Raw genomic sequence first — 23,888 nt, 5'->3', positions numbered from 1 at the left:
AAAGCAAGGTGGGATCCAAAAACCAGAACAATATAGCGATATGAAAATTCTGGTTAGCACAAAACACCATTTCATGGAAAAAGGTATGGGTAATAGTTCGAACAAAAAACAATCAAACGTCGCAAAATTCAGGATGTAACTATTGACCACATAAAAAAATCAGCTCGCGCATAGTGCTGCTCCGTGAACGCCTCAGTTTCAGAAAGCATCAACTTGTGCACTCTCAGAGCAAGGGTTCCGTTCACCTTATGTTCATCTTTTCTCTGAAACACCGGTTCCTGTGAACGTGTAAAGGGCGTGGCGGAGAACGCCCTTTACACGTTCACAGGTATAGCGATATCAGAGAAGCAATGCACATAAGGTGAACGGAAACTTATTCAGGGCAAAACATTCTCCATACATGCTTAACGGAACGGAATTTAACTCGCGCTGGCTTTTGGAAAGATTATCTTACGAATACGGGTTAATCGTTACTTTTGGTCATTAAACGTTCCGGGATGACGAAACTAAATCGCGTCCCTTTGCCCGGCATACTTTCGATATTCAGGCGGCTATCGTGATGTTGCAGGGCATGTTTCACGATAGCCAGACCCAGTCCACTCCCGCCCGTTTGTCGGGATCGCGCTTTGTCCACACGATAGAAGCGTTCGGTCAAACGAGGAATATGCTCCGCAGCGATACCTGGCCCATTGTCCTCGACGCTAAATTCCGCCCCGGAGGCAATATGCTGCCAGCGCACGGTGATGTGCGTACCCGCGGGGGTATGATTCACCGCGTTATACACAAGATTCGAAATAGCGCTACGCAGTTGATCCTCATTTCCACGCACACTCAGGCGGCTATCAATATCAAAAGTAAACGTATGATTATTCTGACTCAGCGTTTGCGCCTCGTGTTCAACCACGCGCAGCATCATCGGCACGTCCACCGTCTCATTGAGCAGCAGCGCTGGCGCGGCCTCTATTTTCGACAGCGTCAGTAACTGCTTCACCAGCCCTTCCATGCGGTACGTTTGCTCACGCATGGTATGCAGCGCTTTTTCGCGCGTCGTTCCTTCCAGTGGATGCTCCTGCATCATTTCCAGGTAACCTTGTAGCACCGTCAGCGGCGTACGCAACTCATGGCTGGCGTTGGCAAAAAAGTTACGCCGCGAACCTTCCAGTTGGTGCATCTGGGTAACATCGCGCGCGACCATCAGCAATTGCTTATCGGTATAGGGCATCACGCGAATTTCCAGATGCCGCCCGGTATTGAGCACCAGATTGATTGGCCGACTAAAATCACGCGTTTTCAGATATTGCGTGAATTCCGGGTAGCGCAGCAGGTTAAGAATATTTTGCCCGCTATCGTCCGGCCAGCGCAGTCCCAGAACCTGCTGGGCCAGGCCGTTACACCAGAAAATGCCGCCCTCTTCAGTCGTCAACACCACCGCATCGGGTAGCGATTCCGCCCCACTGCGAAAACGTTTGATCAGATTACCCAGTTCCCGGCGGCGCTTTTTGTTGCGCAGCTGCATTTGGTGCAGCCCGTACAGCAACGGCTCCCAACTTCCGCGCCCCGGCGGCGGGGTCATGCTTCTGTCGACCCATAACCACCAGGACAAGCGTAATAAATTCCAGAAATGCCAGACAAGCAGGCCGGTTACCGACGCCAGCAAAAACCAGGGCAGGTAACCAAAAAAAGCGCTAAGGATAAACGCCGGAATGCAGCAGAGGATCAGCTCCAGTACCAGCCTTTTCCATGACAATCGTTCTAGCAAACGTCTTACTCCATTAACAGCCTAATCCATCAGGCCTATATTCATGTCAGTCAGAAGCGGGTCGAAAAACGATATCCCGTCCCACGAACCGTCTGCACCATACGATCGTGTCCACTGTGCTCCAGCGCTTTACGCAAGCGGCGGATATGCACATCCACTGTCCGGTCTTCCACGTACACATTGGTACCCCAGACATGATTGAGTAATTGCTCACGACTATAGACGCGTTCAGGGTGGGTCATAAAGAAGTGCAACAGTTTGAATTCTGTCGGCCCCATATCCAACGGATCCTCGCCGGTCATCACGCGATGCGAGGTTGGGTCAAGGCTCAGCCCCTGCATCTCAATAACTTCTTCCACCGCCATGGGGGAAATACGACGCAGAACCGCTTTAATACGCGCCACCAGCTCCTTGGGAGAAAACGGCTTAGTAATATAATCATCCGCACCCGTTTCCAGACCCCGGACGCGATCTTCCTCTTCTCCCCTTGCCGTCAGCATCATGACGGGAATATCCCGCGTCATCGCTTCGCGCTTGAGATGTTTAATAAACTGTAGGCCCGAGCCGCCGGGTAGCATCCAGTCAAGCAGGACGAGATCCGGCCAGGGTTCATTGAGTTGGTTCACAGCACTGTCATAGTCTTCGGCTTCTACGGGTTGAAAACCGTTTTGCTCGAGCACGAAGCAGACCATTTCACGAATTGGAGCTTCATCTTCTACGACCAGAATACGTCTCGCCATGATTTGCCCTGTTTATAATTAAATCGTTTGCCATCAATACGGTGCCATTATGCGTCAGTTTTATGACAGATTTATGAAAAGATAGTCCAGGTTTAACGCAGCCCCGCGAATTATGACAGCCCTAAAACAAGATATTACCGTCCTTGCAGGGTTATAATCCCCGCCACTGTTTTATCGTCATGGAACTCTTATGCGCATCCTTCACACGTCTGACTGGCATCTGGGCCAAAATTTCTACAGCAAGAGCCGTGCCGCTGAACACCAGGCCTTTCTCGACTGGCTGCTGGAAACCGCACAATCCCAGCAGGTGGATGCCATTATTGTGGCGGGCGATATTTTCGATACCGGCTCACCGCCAAGCTATGCCCGTGAGCTGTATAACCGTTTTGTCGTTAATCTGCAGCAAACCGGCTGTCATCTGGTGGTACTGGCCGGTAACCACGACTCCGTCGCCACGCTCAACGAATCCCGCGATATTCTGGCGTTTCTCAACACCACAGTGATCGCCAGCGCAGGCCATGCGCCGCAGGTGCTGTCGCAACGCGACGGCACGCCGGGTGCGATCCTGTGCCCGGTTCCTTTTTTACGCCCGCGCGACATCATTACCAGCCAGGCAGGGCTGACCGGACAAGAGAAACAGCAGCATTTGCTATCAGCTATTACCGACTATTATCAGCAGCAATATCAGGACGCCTGTACGCTGCGTGGCAACCAAAATCTACCCATCATTGCGACCGGGCATCTGACCACCGTTGGCGCCAGTAAAAGTGACGCTGTACGTGACATTTATATTGGTACGCTGGACGCCTTTCCGGCGCAAAACTTTCCACCAGCCGATTACATCGCGCTGGGACATATTCACCGGGCGCAGGTTATCGGCGGGACCGAGCATATTCGCTACTGCGGTTCGCCAATTGCGCTCAGTTTTGACGAGTGCGGCAAAAGCAAATGCGTCCATCTGGTGAGCTTCGAAAACGGCAAGCTGAGCGCTGTTGAACACCTCACCGTACCGGTCACCCAGCCGTTGGCAGTGCTGAAAGGTGATTTAGCCGCGATTACCGCCCAACTAGAGCAGTGGCGCGGTGTGCAGCAGGAACCGCCAGTCTGGTTAGATATCGAAATCACCACCGATGACTATCTGCACGACATGCAGCGTAAGATTCAGACATTAACCGAAGATTTACCGGTAGAGGTGTTATTGGTGCGCCGTAGCCGGGAACAGCGCGAACGTATTATGGCGAATGAACGACGTGAAACGCTAAGCGAGCTGAGCGTGACGGACGTTTTTGACCGCCGCCTGGCGCTGGAAGAACTCGAAGAACCGCAACGCGAGCGCCTGAATCAACTGTTTGGCACCACCTTACACACGCTTGCCGGGGAGACCGAAGCATGAAAATTCTCAGCCTGCGTTTGAAAAACCTCAATTCTCTGAAAGGAGAATGGAAAATCGATTTCACGGCTGAGCCCTTTGCCAGCAATGGGCTGTTCGCCATCACTGGTCCAACGGGCGCGGGAAAAACCACCCTGCTGGACGCCATTTGTCTCGCGCTGTATCACGAAACGCCGCGGCTCAATACCGTGTCGCAGTCGCAAAACGATCTGATGACCCGCGACACCGCCGAGTGTCTGGCCGAGGTCGAGTTCGAGGTCCGGGGCGAAGCCTATCGCGCATTCTGGAGCCAGAACCGCGCGCGCAATCAGCCTGAAGGCAATCTACAGGCGCCGCGCGTAGAACTTGCCCGCTGCGCCGACGGTAAAATTCTTGCCGATAAAGTCAAAGACAAGCTGGAAATGACCGCCGAACTTACCGGACTGGATTACGGTCGTTTCACCCGTTCGATGCTGCTGTCTCAGGGGCAATTTGCCGCATTTCTCAATGCCAAACCGAAAGAGCGTGCCGAACTGCTGGAAGAGCTGACGGGGACTGAGATCTACGGCCAAATTTCCGCCATGGTGTTTGAAAAACATAAAGCAGCGCGTACGGAGCTGGAAAAACTGCAAGCGCAGGCCAGCGGCGTGGCTCTGCTCGCTGCGGAGCAGGTGCAGTCCCTGACAGAGCGTTTGCAGGTACTTACTGACGAGGAAAAACAATACCTTGCCAGCCAGCAGACTCAGCAACAGCATCTCAACTGGCTCATTCGGCAAAATGAGCTACAGGCAGAAATCAACCGTCACCAACAGACGTTACAGGCCGCTAAACAAGCGCAGGAAGACGCACAGCCACAGCTGGCGGCGCTGAGTCTGGCGCAACCGGCCAGAGCGTTACGCCCACACTGGGAGCGAATCCAGGAACAAACGGCTACGATAGCGCGTACGCGGCAGAAGATTCAGGAAGTGAATGCTCGCTTACAAAGCAGCTTAGCGCTGCGCGGGCGCATCCGTCAGCAGGCGCACACGCAGTCGACCTCCTTGCTCGCTGGACAGCAGACGTTAACCGACTGGCTGAACGAACACGATCGCTTCCGATTGTGGGGCAGCGAACTGGCTGGCTGGAAGGCCCTGCTGGCGCAACAGTCCGACGCCAGCGCCCAACTACGCCAGTGGCAGCAATTACGGGAAAACGACACGCGTAAACTGGATGCGCTGGCGCTTCCCACGCTGACTCTTTCGCCACAGGAGGTCACGGCGGCGCTGGCGCAACATGCGCAGCTCCGTCCGTTACGCCAGCGTCTGAGCAATCTGCATGGGCAAATCGCCCCGAAGCAAAAGCAGCTGGCGCAGTTACGCGCCACGCTTGTGCAGCGTCAACAAGAGCTGACTCAGCGCAACGCAGTGCTTGCCGAAAAACGTCAGCGCTATAAAGATAAAAATCAGCAACTTACCGATGTGAGGATCATTTGCGAGCAGGAAGCCCGCATCAAAGATCTGGAAAGCCATCGGGCATTACTGGAATCCGGCAAACCTTGTCCGCTTTGTGGCTCTACTACACATCCGGCTATCGAGCGTTACCAGACGCTTGAGCTGAGCGTAAATCAGGCACGACGTGAAGCGCTGGAAAAAGAGGTTAAAACCCTGGCTGATGAGGGTTCAACGTTACGCGGTCAGCTTGAGGCAATAACCCAGCAACTTCAACGGGATGAACGCGAAGCACAGACGCTTTCTCAAGAGGAGCAAGCACTTACTCAAGAGTGGCTGACCGTTACCGCCAGCCTCAACGTATCGCTACAACCGCAGGATGACATTGCCCCGTGGCTTGCCGCCCAGGAAGAACACGAACAACAGCTTCACCAGTTAAGCTTGCGTCATACCCTGCAGGCGCAAATCACGGCGCATACCGAGCAGATTACCCAGCTCCAGCAGCAAATTGACCAGCGCCAGGCGACGTTAACCGCCGAGCTAGCCCGCCATGGACTATCCCTTCCGGCAGAGGATGAAGTCGCTTCGTGGCTGAGCGAGCGGGCGAGAGAAGCGCAAATGTGGCAGCAGCGCCAGAACGAACTCACCGAGTTACAGGCGCAGATAGCTCAGCTCACGCCGTTGCTGGAAACGCTGCCTGAGAGCGATACACTTTCTGCAGGTACTGAGAGTCTGTCGCTGGAAAACTGGCGACAGGTCCATGACGATTGCCTGTCTTTACAGGGCCAGTGGCAAACCTTGCAACAGCAGGAGACGCAGGACGTACAGCGCGCCGCAGAAATTCAGGCACAGTTTGATGCCGCACTGCAGGCCAGCCTCTTTGCCGATCGTGACGCCTTTGTTGCCGCTCTGCTGGATGAAGAGACCTTTAGCCGTCTGGAGCAGTTAAAGCAATCGCTGGAAAACCAGCAACAGCAGGCACAAACGCTGCTTAATCAGGCTCAGCAGGCGCTGGCGAGCCATCACCAGCAGTTGCCAACCGGGGCGGATCTCACGCTCACAGCACAACATCTTCGCGACGCGCTGGCGCAGCTCACCCAGCAGCTACGGGAAAATACCACTCGCCAGGGTGAAATTCGCCAGCAGCTCAAACAGGATGCTGAACATCGTCAGCAGCAACAGGCGCTGATGCAGGAGATTGAAAAGGTCACGCAGCAGGTTGATGACTGGGGCTATCTGAATGCGTTGATCGGCTCGAAAGAGGGAGATAAATTCCGCAAGTTTGCCCAGGGGCTGACGCTGGATAACCTGGTGTGGCTTGCCAACAACCAACTCACTCGTCTGCATGGTCGCTATCTGTTACAGCGTAAGGCCAGCGAAGCGCTGGAGCTGGAAGTGGTTGATACCTGGCAGGCCGATGCCGTGCGCGACACCCGTACGCTTTCCGGCGGCGAGAGTTTCCTCGTGAGTCTGGCGCTGGCGCTGGCGTTATCCGATCTGGTCAGCCACAAAACGCGAATTGACTCTCTGTTCCTCGATGAAGGTTTCGGCACGCTGGACAGCGAAACGCTCGATACCGCGCTGGACGCGCTCGATGCGCTGAACGCCACCGGCAAAACCATTGGAGTGATCAGCCACGTTGAAGCGATGAAAGAACGTATTCCGGTGCAGATCAAGGTTAAAAAAATCAACGGTCTGGGGTACAGCAAACTCGACAAAATATTTGCAGTTGATGCCTGATAGCTTCACAAGCCGGATCGGCGCCATTCGGCACGAATATGTAGCACAATATTGCATACTCAAAGACGGATATGAAATGGCATTCCACTTCGCTTATCCGCAAGCTATCCCTATTTGCGGAGAACGTTCGCCGCTATGACGCACATCCGGCGTCTTTCTTGTTGGCAGGTGGTATGAAAAAAGTCGTTTTCTCGTTAGCGCTGGGGACATTTGGGCTGGGCATGGCCGAGTTCGGCATCATGGGAGTACTCACCGAGCTGGCGCGGGACGTGGGCATTTCCATCCCGGCCGCGGGTCATATGATTTCGTTTTACGCCTTTGGCGTAGTGCTGGGCGCGCCGATTATTGCGCTCTTTTCCAGCCGCTTTTCGCTAAAACATATTCTGCTGTTTTTGGTCACGCTATGCGTGATTGGCAACGCCATCTTCACCCTCTCCTCCTCGTATTTAATGCTGGCGGTGGGCAGGCTGGTTTCCGGCTTCCCGCACGGCGCATTTTTTGGCGTTGGGGCAATTATTCTGTCGAAACTGGCACGCCCAGGAAAAGTCACCGCCGCCGTCGCGGGCATGGTTTCAGGGATGACCGTTGCCAATCTGATTGGCATTCCCGTCGGTACCTGGCTTAGCCAGGAATTTAGCTGGCGCTATACGTTCCTGTTGATAGCCGTCTTTAATATCGCCGTTATTGTCTCGATAGCTTTTTGGGTGCCCAACATCAGCGATGAAGCGAAAGGGAATCTGCGCGAACAATTTCACTTTTTGAAAAGCCCCGCCCCGTGGCTGATCTTTTCCGCCACCATGTTTGGCAACGCCGGGGTTTTCGCCTGGTTCAGCTACGTTAAGCCGTACATGATGTACATCTCCGGTTTTTCCGAAACGCTGATGACCTTCATCATGATGCTGGTGGGATTGGGGATGGTATTAGGGAATCTGTTGAGCGGTCGGCTATCTGGCCGCTATACGCCGCTGCGCATTGCGGTAATAACCGACTTCATCATTGTGCTGGTTCTGCTGCTGCTTTTTGTCTTTGGCGGTATCAAAGCCGCATCGCTGACCTTCGCCTTTATTTGCTGCGCGGGCCTGTTTGCTCTGTCGGCACCGCTACAAATTTTGCTGCTGCAAAATGCCAAAGGAGGTGAGCTACTGGGCGCGGCAGGCGGGCAAATTGCCTTTAACCTCGGTAGCGCAATTGGCGCCTGGTGCGGCGGTATGATGCTGACGCTGGGCTTTGCCTACAACTATGTGACGCTGCCGGCTGCGTTGCTGTCTTTCTCCGCCATGTCATCGCTGCTGATTTACGGTTACCTGAAGCGCGGCGTGCAACAAATTGCACCCGTGACGTAAAACAGATTACGCCTGCGGCCACAGCCAGGCCGCACCACGTACGCCGCTGGAGTCACCGTGCATCGCCTTACGTAGGGGCGTTTCGCACTCGCCGCCAAAGACAAACTGCTTCATCAATGTTGGAACGTTTTGATATAGCCTGTCGACATTACTCATTCCCCCACCCAGAACAATGACGTCCGGATCGAGAATATTCACCACATGCGCCAGCGATTTTGCCAGACGCAGCTCATAGCGGCTCAAAGCCTGCTCCGCCACAGCATCCCGCACGTTAACCAGATCGATAATGTCGCTGCCCTTGAGCGACTTACCGCTCAGACGCTGGTAGTCGGTGGCAAAACCGGTCCCGGAAATAAAGGTTTCAATGCAGCCTTGCTTGCCGCAATAGCAGGGTACTTCCTGGCGATAACGCAGCTCATCTTCGTCCATCCACGGCAGCGGATTATGCCCCCACTCGCCCGCGGTACCGTTGCCACCCGTGTGCGCCCGACCATTCAACGCCACACCCGCGCCGCATCCAGTGCCAATAATTACCGCAAACACGGTTTGCGCCCCTGCCGCCGCGCCATCCACCGCTTCAGAAACCGCCAGGCAATTGGCATCATTCGCCAGGCGCACTTCACGCTTCAAACGCATACTTAAGTCTTTATCAAAGGGTTGCCCGTTAAGCCAGGTTGAGTTGGCATTCTTGACTACCCCAGTGTAAGGCGAAATTGAACCGGGGATCCCCATCCCCACGGTTCCCGTTTGCCCGGTAGCCAGCTCCGCCATCTCCACCAGCGCGGCAATGGTTTCTATCGTTTGCCGATAATCCTCACGCGGTGTGGGCAGGCGATGGCGAAAAAGCTGCTCGCCTGCATCGCCAAGCGCAATAACTTCCGTTTTTGTACCGCCCAAATCGATACCTATACGCACTGTTTGCTCCTCTTCCCGATTAACAATGCAAGCATAGCGACAATTCGCTATCATGCCCGCTGGATTTAACGACAAGGCCGTGGAAATTATCATGCTGTGGTTCAAAAATTTAATGGTTTACCGTCTTAGCCGCGATGTTTCTTTGCGTGCCGAAGAGATGGAAAAACAGCTGGCATCAATGACGTTCACTCCCTGCGGTAGCCAGGATATGGCAAAAATGGGCTGGGTTCCGCCGATGGGATCGCACAGCGATGCATTAACGCATACCGCCAATGGCCAAATTATTATCTGTGCCCGCAAAGAAGAAAAAATTCTGCCGTCGCCGGTTATCAAACAGGCGCTGGAAGCCAAAATATTCAAACTGGAAGCTGAGCAAGGTCGTAAGCTTAAGAAGACCGAAAAAGACTCGCTGAAAGATGAAGTTCTGCACTCATTGCTGCCGCGCGCTTTTAGCCGCTTCAGCCAAACGATGATGTGGATCGACACCGTTAACGATCTGATCATGGTTGATTGTGCGAGCGCGAAGAAAGCGGAAGATACGCTGGCGCTGCTGCGTAAGAGCCTTGGCTCGCTGCCGGTTGTTCCGCTGACGATGGAAAACCCGATTGAGCTGACGCTGACCGAATGGGTTCGCTCCGGTACAACGGCACAGGGCTTCCAGTTGCTGGATGAAGCCGAACTGAAAGCGATCCTTGAAGACGGCGGCGTGATCCGCGCGAAAAAACAGGATCTGGTCTGCGACGAAATCGCCGTACATATCGAAGCGGGCAAACTGGTCACCAAGCTGGCGCTCGACTGGCAGCAGCGCATTCAGTTCGTGATGTGCGACGACGGCTCGATTAAGCGTCTGAAGTTTAGCGACGAGTTGCGCGATCAAAACGAAGATATCGACCGCGAGGACTACGCTCAGCGTTTTGATGCCGATTTCATCCTGATGACGGGGGAACTGGCGGCGCTGATTAAAAGTCTGGTGGAAGGATTAGGCGGCGAAGCACAACGTTAAACCGTGTTTACCGAATGGCGGCTCAATGTCGCCATTCGTCATTTTTACGCTTACAGGTAGCGGCAAAGATAGGATGTTGGCTCTGCCACCTGCAGATGAAACTCGCTACTGCCTGGTACGTTAAACACGTCCCCTGCGGCATAGACTTTCCACTCAGTTTCCCCCGGCAACAGCACGTTAAGTGCGCCGCTGACGACCGTCATCTCTTCAGGCGCCGCAGTACCAAAGGTGTATTCACCTTCGGCCATCACGCCAACACTGGCACGGCCAGTACTGCTGCTGGTAAAACCGATGGATTTTACTTTGCCGGAAAAGTATTCATTACTTTGAAGCATACAACTGGCCCTATCTTGTGATTAAGTTAACAACCAATATAGGGGGCAGGTGTTCCACCTGTCACGCAAAATTACGCGAGCAATTCCGAAGCCAGTCGGGCGATCAGCACATTGGACAGCAGAACCGGGACATCCAGCGATTTTTGCAGTAAATCGCGATGACGTTGATTAAAGCCCAGACAATCCAGCATGATCACATCTGCGCCTTGCTCAAGCAATTCTTTACCGGCATCAATCAGTTGTTGTTCGGAACCGTGAATCGGATTCGCCACGGCATACACTGGCGGCGTTTGTAACACCTGCCATTTTTGCGTCTGGGCTTTGAGCAATTCCGTGACGGGGACAATAACCCCAACCTGATGCCCTTCCACAATCGAGGCGACCAGCGGAGGAATGATACGTAAAGGTTCCAGCAGCATACTCTTGCGGGCGGTCAGGCGGGCAATTGAAGCCGTACTCATCAGCAGGATCACGTCAAAGCCCTGATTGTCGAGCACTTCTACAATACCCTGCAGTGAGCGTTCCACTTTCTGGCGCGAAACATGGGCAAGTTGATGGTCGCAGAGCAGCGTTAAGAGCGGCTCGTCACCGGGAGAGACCCCGTACTCAGCCATCACATCCTCTCGCCGCATCTGTCCCAGCAGACTGTGGTGAGTAATGTGCTGCTCATCAATATATTCCGTCAGGAGCGGTAACACCTCACTCATCGGCACCACGCCAATCGTGAGGATAGCCAACGACGTACCCATTTTTTGCTCCACCGTCTTCTTACTTTGCTGTGAATTCCCGAATCATTGCCGGGCGCTGACCTGTGCTACAAACGCTCAAAAGCGTAGCAGCAGATCGGCGGTCTATTTTGTAAAGATTCCAAATCATTCCAGTACTGTATTGTTATTGTTTAATTTTCGATTTTTACTGTATATCGCGATATTTAAAAAAATGTGATGTACGCCCGTACTGGGCCTTTTCAGACACCTGCCCGGGCGGTATCCGACATCAGGTTTTGTCGGGATCCTCATAGCGCTTTTTAGCATCCATGGCTTCCTGAGCGGAAGGATGCTCACTGATCAACGAATTCGGTTCTGGGTGATCGGCACGAAGTTGATACCAGGTTACCGTCTGGCCTGGCGTCCCCTTTTCAACCGTTACAATGGTCGCCTGACGCGGATAAGGTGGTTTTGTCGGCATAGCTCTTCCTTTTGTCTGAATGAGCTTTAAGTATAGACACCACCCTGTAACCGTGGCGCTGCCTGCGACAGTATCCCAAGAATGTCGTCCACCACCTGCGAAGGCGGATTGGTCGCATCAATAATATAATGCGCGGCCTCACGGTACAGAACATCGCGCTGGGCAAGCACTTCCTCTACTTCTTCGGTCAACGGCTTGCCGGTTAAGGTTGGGCGCAACCCCTCTTCAGGTGTGGCCTCCAGGCGATCTACCAGTACCGATACCGGCGCGCTTAAATAGATAACCACACCGTGGCTACGCATGTAGTGACGATTAAATTCGGTGAGAATGATACCGCCACCGGTCGCGACAACCGTTGTCGGAGCCGTGACGGCCTGCAGAGCGGCTGTTTCCTGGGCACGAAACCCTTCCCATCCTTCTCTTTCGACAATTTCCGCCACGGTCATCTGCACGTGCGATTGCAACCAGCGATCGGTATCAACAAACTGGTAATCGATAGCCTTCGCCAGCGCCATACCGGTTGTCGTTTTACCACACCCCCGGGGGCCAACAAGAAAAAGAGGTTGCGTCATCACAGAATTTCCCCAGAGAGCCGCCGACAAGCGGGATCTGATGCTATTAAAGATATAATCATATCATCAAACTAGTACACCACCAAAACGTAAAGAAAAAATTACAGAAAGAGTGATGTCGTCAATTAGACCCTACTATAACAAGAATTCACAGGGATGAAAGTGTAAGAAATAAATTACAGGTGTTATTTTCTGCGCTGAACTTCCAGCCACCACTTATCCAGCTCAGCCGCAAAATGCTGCCGGTCGCGGGGAGAAAGGCTATCTGGTCCCCCGGTCTGGATGCCGCTGGCACGTAGCGTATCCATAAAATCACGCATCATCAGACGTTCGCGGATCGTCGCTTCGGTATAACGTTCGCCGCGTGGATTAAGCGCTGCTGCCCCTTTTCCAATGGCTTCAGCAGCCAGTGGAATATCCGCCGTTATCACTAAATCACCGGCGCTACATTGTCGCACAATCTCGTTATCAGCGACGTCAAACCCGGCGGGAACGCGTAATGTACGGATAAAACGCGAAGACGGGACGCGCAAACTCTGGTTCGCCACCAGAATAAGCGGCATCTGCATGCGCTCAGAGGCGCGGTATAAAATTTCTTTAATCACGTTCGGACACGCGTCGGCATCCACCCATATTGTCATAATCTCTCCCCACTCGTGTGTAATCGCGCATTGTCTCGTGCTTTTACTTGCAGGCAAAGTGCTGTTTCTCCTTCTGCACATATTCATTCCGCGCTAAGCTTAGCTTTCCCAGATTTACCCTAAATAATTCGGGTTGCAGGCAGGCGGCAAGAGAGTGACTCCCGATGAGCTTACTCTGGTAAGTGATTCGGGTGAGCGAACGCAGCCAACGCACATGCAACTTGAAGTATGACGGGTATAAAACAATGAATATCATCCATAGGGAGTGACAAGATGGACAAAAAAATTGGTTTTATCGGCTGCGGTAATATGGGCAAAGCAATTCTTGGCGGCATGATCGCCAGCGGCCAGGTTCTCCCGGGACAAATCTGGGTCTATACCCCTTCCCCTGATAAGGTCGCTGCGTTGCACGACCAGTATGGTATTAATGCAGCGCAGTCTGCGCAAGAAGTTGCCCAAATCGCCGACATTGTTTTTGGTGCCGTAAAACCAGGCATCATGATTAAGGTGCTGAGTGAAATCACCTCCAGCCTGAACAAAGACTCTCTGGTTGTCTCGATTGCCGCTGGCGTTACCCTCGATCAGCTCGCCCGCGCACTGGGTCATGACCGCAAAATCATTCGCGCAATGCCAAATACCCCGTCACTGGTTAATGCCGGAATGACCTCCGTCACGCCGAACGCCTTAGTAACGCCGGAAGATACGGCCGACGTACTGAATATCTTCCGCTGCTTTGGCGAAGCCGAAGTGATTGCAGAATCAATGATTCACCCGGTGGTCGGCGTCAGCGGTTCTGCACCGGCCTATGTCTTTATGTTTATCGAAGCGATGGCGGATGCTGCCGTTCAGGGGGGAATGCCCCGTGCGCAGGCTTATAAATTCGCAGCGCAAGCGGTAATGGGCTCGGCAAAAATGGTGCTGGAAACGGGTAAACATCCAGGGGAACTGAAGGATATGGTGTGCTCGCCAGGCGGAACCACTATCGAAGCGGTGCGTGTCCTGGAAGAACGTGGTTTCCGTTCATCAGTGATTGAAGCGATGGTTAAGTGCATGGAACAGTCAGAAAAACTCAGCCGATCCTGAGTTAATATCACCGGACGTCAGGCCGCCGCTTCAGTGCGGTTACGTCCGGAATTCTTTGCTTTGTAAAGCGCCATATCTGCTGATTTTAACCATTCCCGATAATGCTCAGTTTCAGAAGTCAGCGGCGCTACGCCAACGCTAATACGCAAGGCAACCTGCGGAGCGCAGGATAAACGCAACTGACTAAGTCGTTCATGCACTCGCGACATGGCCGCAATTGCGCTGGTTGCCGGCGTGCCGCACATAATCACCGCAAACTCATCACCACCAAAGCGCCCGATCACATCGCTGCCGCGTAAAGTCATCTGCAGCTGACGGGTCAGCGCGACAATGGCCTGATCCCCGACGTCATGACCCCAGGTATCATTGATGCTCTTAAAATGGTCGATATCAATAATAAGCAACGTGGCGTCACGCTGGTAGCGGCGGCAATTATCAAATTCATTACGTAGCAACAGCTCCCAGTGACGTCGGTTATAAACGCCGGTCATCCCATCTCGCGTACTCATCACCTGTAAGCGGCGTTTATGTTCCGCCAGCTTGATGACCGTCTGATAGCTGACCCAGGCAAACAGCAGCGGATACATCACCAGTACCGGCAGTGATAACACCACGCTCAGTTGACCGCTGCTAACAGCGACGGGAATATCGGTTAACTGTAACGTCACCAGACATGACACCGCCATCAACACGACGCCCGCGAGGAATACTCGCATTCCCCCAGCGCCCATCAGGTTGATGCAAGTAATCATGAGCAGCGCCGTCGACGGCAACAGGTTTGCCCCCATAATTCCCAGCCACATCCCGGCGAGGATGGCATCGGCTTTTAAATTGGTAAATTCACTATGCAGAGGATCGTCTGCTTTACTTGCCAACTGCCAGGCCAGATGTGGCCAGACGAATGCCCATCCCACCAGCAACAGCCACCAGCCTCCGGTAATGGGCTGGGAAACTAATACCGACGCGATAGGGAAAAACATTCCCCCCAATCCCACCGCTCGCGGCAGCCTGATCCGTCGGGCAAATCGCAGACCGGAACGTTGGTGGTCGTTTTGATGAAGTGATATAAACGCTTCATCCGCGACGACCTTCTTTTGGAAAAAGTTTTCATCATTCATCGTATTTGGGAACATTCTGAAACAAATTTCCCAAATTATAGGTAGGGGTCTGCTGGCGGGAGTATGAAATTTCGGGTGAGCGTTTTTACCTGCTCACCCGTAAGTGCTACGCAGCTTTTTTCAGGCAAGCGCTCATAAACTTGTTACGATCATCGCCTTTCAGTGACTGCTCCGTCGCCTTGACGTTGCATTCACGCATCTTCTGCTGCTGTGGGGTTAAACTCTTTTCCTCAGGCGCAGATTTGCTGTTTTTCAGGCAATCACTCATATACGTCTTACGCGCATCCCCTTTTAAGGCCTGCGCCGTTGCCTGCTGATTGCAGGTGGTCATACGCTGTTGTTGCGGGGTTAACGTCTTCTCGGCAGCACCGACGGTAGTTAAAAAAACCAGTCCAAAGAGCAGCGTCATTAATAATGTAATTTTCATAGCACCATCCTTTTCTGAACGACGACACACAGGTAAGTTTGGCTGCTAACAATAAAAATACCACCCGGCGGCAAAACTATTGTCACCGGGGGGCAGGGTTACTTCAGACCTAACGCCGCTTTCATAGTGTAAAACAGGTCAGTTTGATCGGTCAGGCCGACTACATTCGCCGCATGCGGGCCATAAGCGGCGATGCGCAACTGGCTACCGGTGTGCTCCTGAGATTCCTCTTCAGAATTGCCGTAGCTGATGACCATCACCGCGCCATCTTTGGTGTTCAACGCCTGAGTCAGACCAGGTGCTTTGGTATCAGGTGCGACAATCTGGCTGGCATGTGCGTGGTCAGCGGTTACCACCACCAGGGTGTTGCCATCTTGCTTCGCAAAGGCAAGCGCACGCTGCACCGCTTCGTCTAGATCAACCGTTTCGCCAATCTGTCCACACGGGTTGGCGGCGTGGTCCTGTTTATCGATGGATGCTCCTTCCACTTGCAGGAAGAAACCTTTCTCATTTTTGCTTAATAGCTCAATCGCTTTATCCGTCATCTGCGCCAGCGTCGGCACAGTGTCATCACGCTTTGGATTTGGCGTACAGGTCACCACCGGTTTATCCAGATTGCCATGATAGGACGCTTTCGGACCTTCCCAGCGCACCGGCATATTACCGTCGGAGAACAGGCCCAGCAACGGCTTATCCTGGTTAGCTTCGGTAATCGCTGCCAGCGTCTCGGCATCACTTACTATCTGATAACCGCGCGCCTGGGCTTGTTCCCGCAACGTTTTACCCTGCCACTCCCCTGCCGCAGCGGTTTCAGCAAACGTTTTTGCCCCACCGCCCAACGTGACGTCAGGCCGGGCATTCAGCAACTGTTCTGTAATTGACCCCTTGCCACCTTTTTCCAGCGCATTGGTTGGGCATTTTTCACGGGTCACGCCTGGACCATAGCACTTACGCGAAGTGACATGAGCAACCAGCGCTGCTGGGGTAGCATCCTGCAATTCAGCGGTAGAAACGTTGCCCGTCGCCAGACCTGCCGCTTTTGCCATTTCCAAAATTGTTGCATGATCTTTTTCATGGATATCAACGCCCAGGGCACCATTATAAGTTTTAACCCCGGTGGTCCATGCCGTCGCTGAGGCCGCAGAGTCCGTCACATAATCCGGCTTGCCCGTTTTCTTATCTAACGCATAGTGCGTGTATTGCCCGGTCAACGGTAAAGCATCAATACCTTTAAAAAAACCGCCCGCGCCTTCGGCATAATTTCGTGCGGCCGTTATTTCTGAATCACCCATGCCATCGCCAATCAATAAAATTATATTTTTAGCAGGCTTATCGTTCAGAGATTCACGCAGCGCTGCCGTTTGATCGGTTGACAATCGGCGGGCACCGCCTGGCGTGGTGATATCACCCTGAGCGGCACGATTATCCATAACCGCTACGGTAGATGTTTCTGCATTAATAATCGGGGTAAACAGCAAAGGTAACAGGGCAATCACGAGTGCGCTTTGTTTCACTTTATTTTCTCCATGTATAAATACGGTAAAATTAAAACAAAGCGACTATAAGTATTTGATGTGACACTTTTATGATAATTTGTGGGCGCACCCTCGGATTACTCAAAACGCTTTTGGCACGCTCTCGCCAGCGTTATGGAGGGTCGTCATAAACGTTGGCACACGGTTTACGCCTGCCAGAGCACCTTCAATTTGACGCAGCACTATTTGCCGATCGCTCCACGCCATATTGCGCAGCATTTCGGTGATTACCTGCTCTAACGTTTCGACCTGCGCCGCCAGGTTTTGTGACTCTTCTTCTTTTTGGGCGAGCTTAAGCAACAACTCAGTGACGAGATTTTTCATTTGCGTATTCCCTTAACAAAATATAAGCCACGTTAACATTAAGGCTCACTACTGCCTAGGTGATAAAAGTTTTATTTTTAGAAGAAATTAAACTATTTGCGAAAACAATCACATCAAAAAATAAGGGAGAGATGAGCCTTAAAACAAAATCCTTCAATATAAAAAGGTAAAATGATGAATAATCACATAGAGATATAATGCAAAATTATAGATAAACAACGCCGACGGGCAGCGTTGTTTATCAGACAGTCAGCGCGCGTGACGCCGACGTCGCAATGCGATGGCCAACTGCCAGATGTTAATCAGTACAATACTCGCCGTAGCGATGAAGACCCAGCGGAACCCCGCCATGGCAGATACCGTTGCTCCCATTAATGGCCCGGCGACGTTGCCAAGGTACATAAATGACTGGTTATAACCAAAGATACGCCCGGTTATCTGATCGCTGGAGTATTTCACCAGCAGCGTCTGTACCGCCGGCAACATCGCGCCGTCGGCAAAGCCGAGCAGGAAACGTAATATCCCCAACTGCAATGGCGTGGTGACCCACGACATAGCGAAAAACAGCACGACGGCAAAGATTAACGTCGCCATTAAAATCCGCTCAGTACCAATACGGTCACCTAATTTGCCAAGCCGCGGCGCGGAAATCAGGGCCGAGATGCCAGGTACTGAGGCAATCAACCCGCTGAGAAAGGCAATATTGCTGCTGTCTGGCACCATTGATTTGATAAATAACGCCAGAATAGGACCGATAGAGCCGTTACACAGTTGAATTACCATCGTCGTAAAAAACAGGCTGATCACCAGCGCCGGATAAGGCAAGGAGGCAAAGACGGCCTTCCCGCTCAGGCGTTCGCTTTTTTTGGTGGTCGGGCGCACGCCCTCTTTGATCAAAAACAGCGTGACAAGGAAACTAACCACCAACAAAGCCGCGGTAATACAGAATACCGCCCGTAACCCAATATGGTCGGCAATAAAGCCTCCCATTAACGGTCCGCCAATAACGCCACTAATTTGCGCCGTAGAAAGCGTGCTCAATGCCCATCCGCTGCGTTCACGCGGAACCTGTGACGCTACCAACGCCATTGCGTTCGGAATATAGCCTGAGGTTAACCCCATCACCCCGCGCAGCAGAAAAAGCTGCCAGACGTTAGTGGCAAATGCCTGCAGTAAAATCGCAATCGCCATCCCCAGCGAGGCTCGTAACAGCATCAGTTTGCGTCCTTTACGATCGGCTAAACTGCCCCACATCGGAGAAACAATAGCTGAAATAAGGAAGGTGACGCTGAACGTTAATCCGGACCACATTGAGAGAGCTTCATGCGAGGTGACGCCCAATTGGGAGATGTAGAGCGGTAAAAAAGGCAGGATTTGGCTAATCGCCAGCCCGGTAAAAAAGCATCCGAACCAGACGGAAATAAGGTTTACTCTCCAGGATTCCATAGGGACTCATAACGATAAGTAGCTGAAAACTGCGAGCAGCTTAACAAATTACTTAGCCAAATAAGGGTCAACAGGTGCGATGTATCACAGTTTAGAATTTTATCTTCCCGCTCATCATATTTGTGATACGCCTCACACCAAACCCACAATACACGCAGGGAATTATGCTTCATGCAAGATCTGCGCGTTTGCGCTTATCTCTTCCCCTGTTGCCCAGCGAAACAATCTGCCAGAAGCCGAGGAAACCTGCGTTTTGTCGTGGTAATGTATGTGCTTTGCATTCAAGGAATGGGTTTTTAAGATGGCAAAGTTGCGGGTAGGAATCGTATTTGGTGGTAAATCAGCGGAACATGAAGTGTCATTGCAATCGGCAAAAAATATTGTCGATGCCATCGACAAGACTCGCTTTGACGTTGTGCTGTTAGGTATTGATAAACAAGGGCAATGGCACGTTAGCGATGCCAGTAACTATCTGCTCAATTCAGACGATCCGGCGCACATTGCGCTGCGTCCTTCCACGACCAGCCTGGCTCAGGTTCCGGGTAAACAAGAGCACCAGTTGATCGATGCGCAAAACGGTCAGCCGCTGCCAACGGTCGATGTTATTTTTCCGATCGTACACGGTACGCTGGGTGAAGATGGCTCTTTGCAGGGTATGCTGCGCGTGGCGAATCTGCCGTTCGTCGGTTCTGATGTCCTGGGATCTGCGGCCTGTATGGATAAAGACGTGACCAAACGTCTGTTGCGCGATGCCGGATTAAATATCGCGCCATTTATTACACTTACTCGCGCCAATCGTAACAACATTAGCTTTGCTGAGGTGGAATCCCGCCTGGGCCTGCCGCTGTTTGTAAAACCCGCCAACCAGGGGTCGTCCGTTGGCGTTAGCAAAGTGACCAGTGAAGCGCAATACAACCAGGCCGTCGCGCTGGCATTTGAATTCGATCATAAAGTCGTGGTGGAGCAAGGGATCAAAGGTCGCGAGATCGAATGTGCAGTACTGGGCAACGATCATCCGCAGGCCAGTACCTGTGGTGAGATCGTGTTGAACAGTGATTTTTACGCTTACGACACTAAATACATTGACGATAACGGTGCCAAAGTCGTTGTTCCAGCAGCGATCGCACCAGAAATTAACGACAAGATCCGCGAGATCGCCATTCAAGCGTACCAGACGTTAGGATGTGCCGGCATGGCGCGCGTAGATGTATTCCTAACCGCAGAAAACGACGTTGTGATCAATGAGATCAACACGCTGCCGGGCTTCACTAACATCAGTATGTATCCAAAACTGTGGCAGGCGAGCGGCTTAGGCTACACCGATTTGATCACTCGCCTGATCGAACTGGCGTTGGAACGCCACGCTGCGGATAGCGCGCTGAAAACCAGTATGTAAACCCGCAAGGATGCCTGATAACTATTGGGCATCCTTCGCTTCATCATCTTCATTTTCCACACGGCGACGGATAATTAACCCGGCCAGCCAAAAGCTAATTATCCAGGTAACCAGCCCCACCGCATAGGTTTGCCATCCCTGCGCTTCAAAACCTAATAACCCCACCACGCCATTCAGAATAAAGATAAGCCCAATAGCGAAGGCATAGTAGTGCCAGTCTCGGCGGATTTTTACAGGCAGGTTCATAACGGCTCCGGTGGATATACAACATGAAAAAGCATCCTCGCACATTTCCCCGTGGTCGTCTGTAGCATATGCGGAATTTCTGAAATGTAACTTAATTTCACTTAAGGTTAAATAATTGTGACGCACCACAAATAACCGAAATCCAGGAATAATCTCCACCTGAAATTACCAACATTCTGATATTGACAATCCTAATCACCTGTCAGACTCACAGTCAGTTACAGGCATTACGCCAAAAAGCAGGTTATTTCCGGAGGTCTTTATGGCTGATTTTACGCTCTCAAAATCCCTGTTTAAGGGCAAGCATCGGGATACCTCCTCCCTGCCCGGCAACATTGCGTATGCCGTATTTGTGCTGTTTTGCTTTTGGGCAGGCGCGCAGATTTTAAATCTGCTGGCCCACGCACCCGGCATCTATGAGCAGTTGATGCAGTTGCAAATGCAAGAGACAGGGCGCCCACGGGTTGAAATTGGTTTAGGCGTCGGTACCCTGTTTGGGCTGATCCCCTTCCTGGTCGGGAGCCTGATTCTTGGCGCCGTCGCGATAATTATCCGCTGGCGCCGCCGTCATCATAACGATGACTGAGCCATACACTTCGCCCGACGATCGTCCACGCGTTTAGCAAACCACGCGGTCGTCAGATTACGCGTGATCTTCGGGCTTTCCAACTGAATACCAGGCAGCATTTCACGCGGTAGTGATTTACCGCTCTTCGCTTCCGCCAGCTTATAGACCTTCTCGTACAGCGCAGTCTCTTCAAAGGCCAGGCTATCGCCCTTTTGCAGTTGCCGGTGGATCTCACTCTCGCTCATCTCCAACTTCCCGGCCAGCTTGCGTACCGCCAGCTCCGTTTTGCCCGGCTCGCTGCTGCCATAGAGAATTAAATCCCCGTCCAGCGCCAGCTTCACTCCGCTGGCTTTACTGACTGCATTCTGAAAAGCCGCATTGCGGCTGGCGTACCAGCCGGCATTAAAATCTGCAAAGCGGAAAATTGGCGCACTGTAATTCGCCGGATAATTGAGCAGATGATAAGTGCCAAACCACAGTCCGCCACGTCGGCTGAACACTTCCTGACGGACCGTCCCTGCCATTTTCCATGGATAGCCGCTGGCGTGCTGCTCGGCAAACGCAATGCTGACCTGCATCGGTCCGCCGGTATGCACCGGATTCAGTGAACCAAACAGCGTCTGCCCCATCGGTACCATATTGATGAAATCATCAAAGATGGCACTAAGCTGTTTTTCCGTCTTCACCGTATCCAGACGCTCACTGTAGCTTTTCCCCGTTGGGGAGTTAATCTTCAGCGCAGTGTGCACCACAAACAGAGGAATATGCATGCGCTCGGCGCGACGGTCGATCTCTTTCCAGGCGATTTTACTTAAGCCAGGAACCGCCGGATCGGCCTGGTAGTTTGACTCCTGTTGCGCGACCGCCAGCACCGAACAGATGTTTTCAACCGTCGGCGCCAGCTTCTGACTTTCAAACGTCTTCGCCAGATCCTGCGCCCACGCATCCCGGTCTTTCACGCTGGCGGGCATTTTCTGGCGCACCACGCTCGCCACATCGACGGCTTTCTCCCCTTTTTTTAACGGCTGCGCGGGTTGGCTACTACATCCCACCAACACCAATGCGGCCAGCCCAGACAAGGGGTAAAGACGGGAAACCGTCGACATAACATCTCCTTTTGTTAACTAAGAGTATGGGTCACTTGCTGAATATCCTGGCCATCAAGCTCGCGTTCAAAGCTGCGCAGACGCTTATAAATAGACATCAGTTCAACTAACGTTGTCCAGGAGTTAATCAGATACTGGAACGAGCCGCGCACCTGGCCAAATACATTGGTAATTTGCGTCATCAAACCGAGCGTTATCGTACCGGCAACAATCGACGGAAACAGCAGGAACAAACCGAAAACGTTATCAACCTGCAGGTACAGAATACGGGCGATGTTAAAATACATATAGTGGAAATAGAGACGGAAATAGTTTTGCCGTACCGCATGGAACAGTTCACGCACCGTCGGCGGCGTCGCACGACTGGCATCATCTTCACCGTATACCAGTTCCTTACGGTAAGCCGCCTCCACGCGCTGGTTTTTAAACTCCAGGCCCGGAAGTTTGATCCCGACTACCGCCAGCAAGCCGGTTCCCATCAGCGACCAGACAATCGCGGCAATCACCAGCCCATAAGGGACATGTCCGATAATCGGCAGATCAGGAACATGCGCCGACAGCGTAACCAGCACCGGTAAGAAGGCAATCAGCGTCATAATCGCGTTGATAAAGCTAACGCCCATATTCTCCAGCGTGGAGGCAAAACGCATGGTGTCTTCCTGCACACGCTGTGCTGCGCCTTCGATATGTCGCAGATGCTGCCAGTGCGCCATATAGTGTTCGTTCATCGCTGTGCGCCAGCGAAACACATAGTGGCTGACGAAGAAATTGTTCATCACGCCAATGACCACGGCAATCAGCGCAATACCGAGAAAGATACCCACTTCATTATAGAACTGCTCAATTTTCACCTTATGCGGTGCGCTGAGCGCGGTTTGAATGAGATCGTAGAATGGCGCATACCAGGCGTTGACGGCAACGCCAACCTCAACCAGAAACCAGGTTACAAAAATTATCAGTGAGGTACCCAGAATGGACCAATACTGCCAGCGGTGCGGGCTGTAGAGAAACCAGAATAGCGCGAACATCCCGACACAAAGAATGTAGTAAGCATAAAAAATCAGGTAATCCAGCGACCAGAAACGCGCTGCGCTAATCGGTACATCCCCCGACGCGCCGGTAATGCGTGCAACCCAGGCTCCCCCACCTGCTTGCCAGAATACAACAGCGACCAGTGCCCAAATAAATGCCGAAATAAAGAATGGTCCCGGCTTTGGGAAAAAAGACTTAAACATAATGCTCTCCTGCTAACTTCTTATCGTTATGACGACTGCTGTGCATTTGCCTCCGTGAAGTGCGGTGGCGAGACGGCTTACGCCCAAAAACACAAGCTGAAACCGACAATTGTGACCAGAACCGCGGCACATAGTTCGCCCCCCGGTGATGAAGAATTGTTTCTGTGGTTTTCACACTCGATAACGTTCCAGCATGTGCAGATTATCACAGCGTGAGATCACAAAAGCGAACATCCACAATCCGGGAAACGCTCACGTTTACTCATCGTTACGTTTTTCACACTATCATTGGCTGATAAGCGCTTTGCAATACGCCGTTGAGTAGTATAAATACGCATACGCACGACATCCTTTTTCATTTTTTCTAACTCA

At 52.4% G+C, this 23,888-nt stretch carries 23 protein-coding genes; 7 read left to right on the top strand and 16 right to left on the bottom strand.

Going from position 1 to position 23,888, the window contains the following annotated elements; genetic code table 11:
- Positions 1 to 463: 463 nt before the first annotated feature.
- Together phoR and phoB are read right to left on the bottom strand one after the other, a co-directional pair.
- Positions 464 to 1,759: a phosphate regulon sensor histidine kinase PhoR gene (phoR, locus tag FDW96_RS18700; protein WP_137366122.1), complete on the bottom strand. Its 1,296-nt coding sequence runs from the start codon at positions 1,757 to 1,759 to the stop codon at positions 464 to 466.
- Between the two features lie 50 nt (positions 1,760 to 1,809).
- Positions 1,810 to 2,499, bottom strand: coding sequence for a phosphate response regulator transcription factor PhoB (gene phoB / locus FDW96_RS18695; RefSeq protein WP_003021496.1), 690 nt, complete (start codon positions 2,497 to 2,499; stop codon positions 1,810 to 1,812).
- 190 nt (positions 2,500 to 2,689) lie between these two features.
- On the opposite strand from phoB, the gene sbcD reads away from it, so the two are divergent.
- The 3 genes from sbcD to araJ all read left to right on the top strand — a co-directional run bounded on the left by sbcD (position 2,690) and on the right by araJ (position 8,378).
- A complete protein-coding gene (sbcD, locus tag FDW96_RS18690; protein WP_137349009.1) occupies positions 2,690 to 3,892 on the top strand; it encodes an exonuclease subunit SbcD in 1,203 nt (400 codons plus the stop codon).
- Positions 3,889 to 7,035, top strand: coding sequence for an exonuclease subunit SbcC (gene sbcC / locus FDW96_RS18685; RefSeq protein ID WP_137366121.1), 3,147 nt, complete (start codon positions 3,889 to 3,891; stop codon positions 7,033 to 7,035). The genes sbcD and sbcC overlap by 4 nt, the downstream gene beginning before the upstream one ends.
- A 173-nt stretch (positions 7,036 to 7,208) precedes the next feature.
- On the top strand, positions 7,209 to 8,378 hold the full coding sequence (gene araJ / locus FDW96_RS18680) for an MFS transporter AraJ (RefSeq protein ID WP_137366120.1): 1,170 nt from the start codon (positions 7,209 to 7,211) through the stop codon (positions 8,376 to 8,378).
- A 6-nt stretch (positions 8,379 to 8,384) separates the two neighbouring features.
- Here araJ and mak read toward each other — a convergent pair whose 3' ends face one another.
- On the bottom strand, positions 8,385 to 9,293 hold the full coding sequence (gene mak / locus FDW96_RS18675) for a fructokinase (RefSeq protein WP_061381540.1): 909 nt from the start codon (positions 9,291 to 9,293) through the stop codon (positions 8,385 to 8,387).
- Between the two features lie 91 nt (positions 9,294 to 9,384).
- On the opposite strand from mak, the gene rdgC reads away from it, so the two are divergent.
- Entirely contained in the window at positions 9,385 to 10,296 is a 912-nt protein-coding gene (gene rdgC / locus FDW96_RS18670) for a recombination-associated protein RdgC (RefSeq protein ID WP_003021479.1), read from the top strand.
- A 50-nt stretch (positions 10,297 to 10,346) separates the two neighbouring features.
- Here the strand turns inward: rdgC and ppnP are convergent, their stop codons facing one another.
- The 5 genes from ppnP to FDW96_RS18645 form a co-directional block, all read right to left on the bottom strand.
- Entirely contained in the window at positions 10,347 to 10,631 is a 285-nt protein-coding gene (ppnP, locus tag FDW96_RS18665; protein ID WP_038638136.1) for a pyrimidine/purine nucleoside phosphorylase, read from the bottom strand.
- A gap of 71 nt (positions 10,632 to 10,702) precedes the next feature.
- On the bottom strand, positions 10,703 to 11,380 hold the full coding sequence (locus FDW96_RS18660; protein WP_061381539.1) for an AroM family protein: 678 nt from the start codon (positions 11,378 to 11,380) through the stop codon (positions 10,703 to 10,705).
- A 247-nt stretch (positions 11,381 to 11,627) separates the two neighbouring features.
- Positions 11,628 to 11,819: a protein YaiA gene (gene yaiA / locus FDW96_RS18655; RefSeq protein ID WP_042310190.1), complete on the bottom strand. Its 192-nt coding sequence runs from the start codon at positions 11,817 to 11,819 to the stop codon at positions 11,628 to 11,630.
- Between the two features lie 26 nt (positions 11,820 to 11,845).
- Positions 11,846 to 12,391 (bottom strand): shikimate kinase AroL, encoded by a 546-nt coding sequence (aroL, locus tag FDW96_RS18650; protein ID WP_042310192.1) that lies wholly within the window; start codon positions 12,389 to 12,391, stop codon positions 11,846 to 11,848.
- A 185-nt stretch (positions 12,392 to 12,576) separates the two neighbouring features.
- Positions 12,577 to 13,032 (bottom strand): YaiI/YqxD family protein, encoded by a 456-nt coding sequence (locus tag FDW96_RS18645; protein WP_137349013.1) that lies wholly within the window; start codon positions 13,030 to 13,032, stop codon positions 12,577 to 12,579.
- Positions 13,033 to 13,305: 273 nt separating this feature from the next.
- Between FDW96_RS18645 and proC the strand changes: the two genes are divergently transcribed.
- A complete protein-coding gene (proC, locus tag FDW96_RS18640; RefSeq protein WP_038638118.1) occupies positions 13,306 to 14,115 on the top strand; it encodes a pyrroline-5-carboxylate reductase in 810 nt (269 codons plus the stop codon).
- A gap of 17 nt (positions 14,116 to 14,132) precedes the next feature.
- Here proC and adrA read toward each other — a convergent pair whose 3' ends face one another.
- The 5 genes from adrA to FDW96_RS18615 form a co-directional block, all read right to left on the bottom strand.
- Positions 14,133 to 15,248, bottom strand: coding sequence for a diguanylate cyclase AdrA (gene adrA / locus FDW96_RS18635; RefSeq protein ID WP_061381538.1), 1,116 nt, complete (start codon positions 15,246 to 15,248; stop codon positions 14,133 to 14,135).
- Positions 15,249 to 15,339: 91 nt separating this feature from the next.
- Entirely contained in the window at positions 15,340 to 15,660 is a 321-nt protein-coding gene (gene psiF / locus FDW96_RS18630; RefSeq protein WP_038638114.1) for a phosphate starvation-inducible protein PsiF, read from the bottom strand.
- Between the two features lie 98 nt (positions 15,661 to 15,758).
- Positions 15,759 to 17,174: an alkaline phosphatase gene (gene phoA, locus FDW96_RS18625; RefSeq protein WP_137366119.1), complete on the bottom strand. Its 1,416-nt coding sequence runs from the start codon at positions 17,172 to 17,174 to the stop codon at positions 15,759 to 15,761.
- 102 nt (positions 17,175 to 17,276) lie between these two features.
- A complete protein-coding gene (locus FDW96_RS18620; RefSeq protein ID WP_079225264.1) occupies positions 17,277 to 17,519 on the bottom strand; it encodes a sigma-S stabilization anti-adapter protein IraP in 243 nt (80 codons plus the stop codon).
- 249 nt (positions 17,520 to 17,768) lie between these two features.
- A complete protein-coding gene (locus FDW96_RS18615; RefSeq protein WP_042310202.1) occupies positions 17,769 to 18,965 on the bottom strand; it encodes a multidrug efflux MFS transporter in 1,197 nt (398 codons plus the stop codon).
- Positions 18,966 to 19,266: 301 nt separating this feature from the next.
- On the opposite strand from FDW96_RS18615, the gene ddlA reads away from it, so the two are divergent.
- Positions 19,267 to 20,361: a D-alanine--D-alanine ligase gene (gene ddlA / locus FDW96_RS18610; protein WP_042310511.1), complete on the top strand. Its 1,095-nt coding sequence runs from the start codon at positions 19,267 to 19,269 to the stop codon at positions 20,359 to 20,361.
- A gap of 21 nt (positions 20,362 to 20,382) precedes the next feature.
- Here ddlA and FDW96_RS18605 read toward each other — a convergent pair whose 3' ends face one another.
- Complete coding sequence (locus FDW96_RS18605; RefSeq protein ID WP_038638102.1) at positions 20,383 to 20,607, bottom strand: DUF2754 domain-containing protein; 225 nt, start codon at positions 20,605 to 20,607, stop codon at positions 20,383 to 20,385.
- Between the two features lie 262 nt (positions 20,608 to 20,869).
- Between FDW96_RS18605 and FDW96_RS18600 the strand changes: the two genes are divergently transcribed.
- Positions 20,870 to 21,193 (top strand): YaiY family protein, encoded by a 324-nt coding sequence (locus tag FDW96_RS18600; RefSeq protein ID WP_061381536.1) that lies wholly within the window; start codon positions 20,870 to 20,872, stop codon positions 21,191 to 21,193.
- Here the strand turns inward: FDW96_RS18600 and FDW96_RS18595 are convergent.
- Positions 21,178 to 22,281: a DUF1615 domain-containing protein gene (locus FDW96_RS18595; protein ID WP_061381535.1), complete on the bottom strand. Its 1,104-nt coding sequence runs from the start codon at positions 22,279 to 22,281 to the stop codon at positions 21,178 to 21,180. The genes FDW96_RS18600 and FDW96_RS18595 overlap by 16 nt on opposite strands.
- Before the next feature lie 14 nt (positions 22,282 to 22,295).
- Positions 22,296 to 23,516 (bottom strand): peptide antibiotic transporter SbmA, encoded by a 1,221-nt coding sequence (gene sbmA / locus FDW96_RS18590; protein WP_042310208.1) that lies wholly within the window; start codon positions 23,514 to 23,516, stop codon positions 22,296 to 22,298.
- Between the last annotated feature and the right edge of the window lie 372 nt (positions 23,517 to 23,888).

This window comes from Citrobacter sp. TBCS-15 (genome assembly GCF_005280815.1).
GTDB lineage: Bacteria > Pseudomonadota > Gammaproteobacteria > Enterobacterales > Enterobacteriaceae > Citrobacter > Citrobacter werkmanii.
Note: the sequence above shows the minus strand (reverse complement) of the source record. Positions and strands in the feature narration are given on the sequence as shown.

Bases quoted from the DNA above. Each gene is read 5' to 3' on its own strand.
- phoB (WP_003021496.1), bottom strand. From the start codon at position 2,499: ATGGCGAGACGTATTCTGGTCGTAGAAGATGAAGCTCCAATTCGTGAA.
- sbcD (WP_137349009.1), top strand. From the start codon at position 2,690: ATGCGCATCCTTCACACGTCTGACTGGCATCTGGGCCAAAATTTCTAC.
- sbcC (WP_137366121.1), top strand. From the start codon at position 3,889: ATGAAAATTCTCAGCCTGCGTTTGAAAAACCTCAATTCTCTGAAAGGA.
- araJ (WP_137366120.1), top strand. From the start codon at position 7,209: ATGAAAAAAGTCGTTTTCTCGTTAGCGCTGGGGACATTTGGGCTGGGC.
- rdgC (WP_003021479.1), top strand. From the start codon at position 9,385: ATGCTGTGGTTCAAAAATTTAATGGTTTACCGTCTTAGCCGCGATGTT.
- ppnP (WP_038638136.1), bottom strand. From the start codon at position 10,631: ATGCTTCAAAGTAATGAATACTTTTCCGGCAAAGTAAAATCCATCGGT.
- FDW96_RS18660 (WP_061381539.1), bottom strand. From the start codon at position 11,380: ATGGGTACGTCGTTGGCTATCCTCACGATTGGCGTGGTGCCGATGAGT.
- yaiA (WP_042310190.1), bottom strand. From the start codon at position 11,819: ATGCCGACAAAACCACCTTATCCGCGTCAGGCGACCATTGTAACGGTT.
- aroL (WP_042310192.1), bottom strand. From the start codon at position 12,391: ATGACGCAACCTCTTTTTCTTGTTGGCCCCCGGGGGTGTGGTAAAACG.
- FDW96_RS18645 (WP_137349013.1), bottom strand. From the start codon at position 13,032: ATGACAATATGGGTGGATGCCGACGCGTGTCCGAACGTGATTAAAGAA.
- proC (WP_038638118.1), top strand. From the start codon at position 13,306: ATGGACAAAAAAATTGGTTTTATCGGCTGCGGTAATATGGGCAAAGCA.
- adrA (WP_061381538.1), bottom strand. From the start codon at position 15,248: ATGTTCCCAAATACGATGAATGATGAAAACTTTTTCCAAAAGAAGGTC.
- psiF (WP_038638114.1), bottom strand. From the start codon at position 15,660: ATGAAAATTACATTATTAATGACGCTGCTCTTTGGACTGGTTTTTTTA.
- FDW96_RS18620 (WP_079225264.1), bottom strand. From the start codon at position 17,519: ATGAAAAATCTCGTCACTGAGTTGTTGCTTAAGCTCGCCCAAAAAGAA.
- FDW96_RS18615 (WP_042310202.1), bottom strand. From the start codon at position 18,965: ATGGAATCCTGGAGAGTAAACCTTATTTCCGTCTGGTTCGGATGCTTT.
- ddlA (WP_042310511.1), top strand. From the start codon at position 19,267: ATGGCAAAGTTGCGGGTAGGAATCGTATTTGGTGGTAAATCAGCGGAA.
- FDW96_RS18605 (WP_038638102.1), bottom strand. From the start codon at position 20,607: ATGAACCTGCCTGTAAAAATCCGCCGAGACTGGCACTACTATGCCTTC.
- FDW96_RS18600 (WP_061381536.1), top strand. From the start codon at position 20,870: ATGGCTGATTTTACGCTCTCAAAATCCCTGTTTAAGGGCAAGCATCGG.
- FDW96_RS18595 (WP_061381535.1), bottom strand. From the start codon at position 22,281: ATGTCGACGGTTTCCCGTCTTTACCCCTTGTCTGGGCTGGCCGCATTG.
- sbmA (WP_042310208.1), bottom strand. From the start codon at position 23,516: ATGTTTAAGTCTTTTTTCCCAAAGCCGGGACCATTCTTTATTTCGGCA.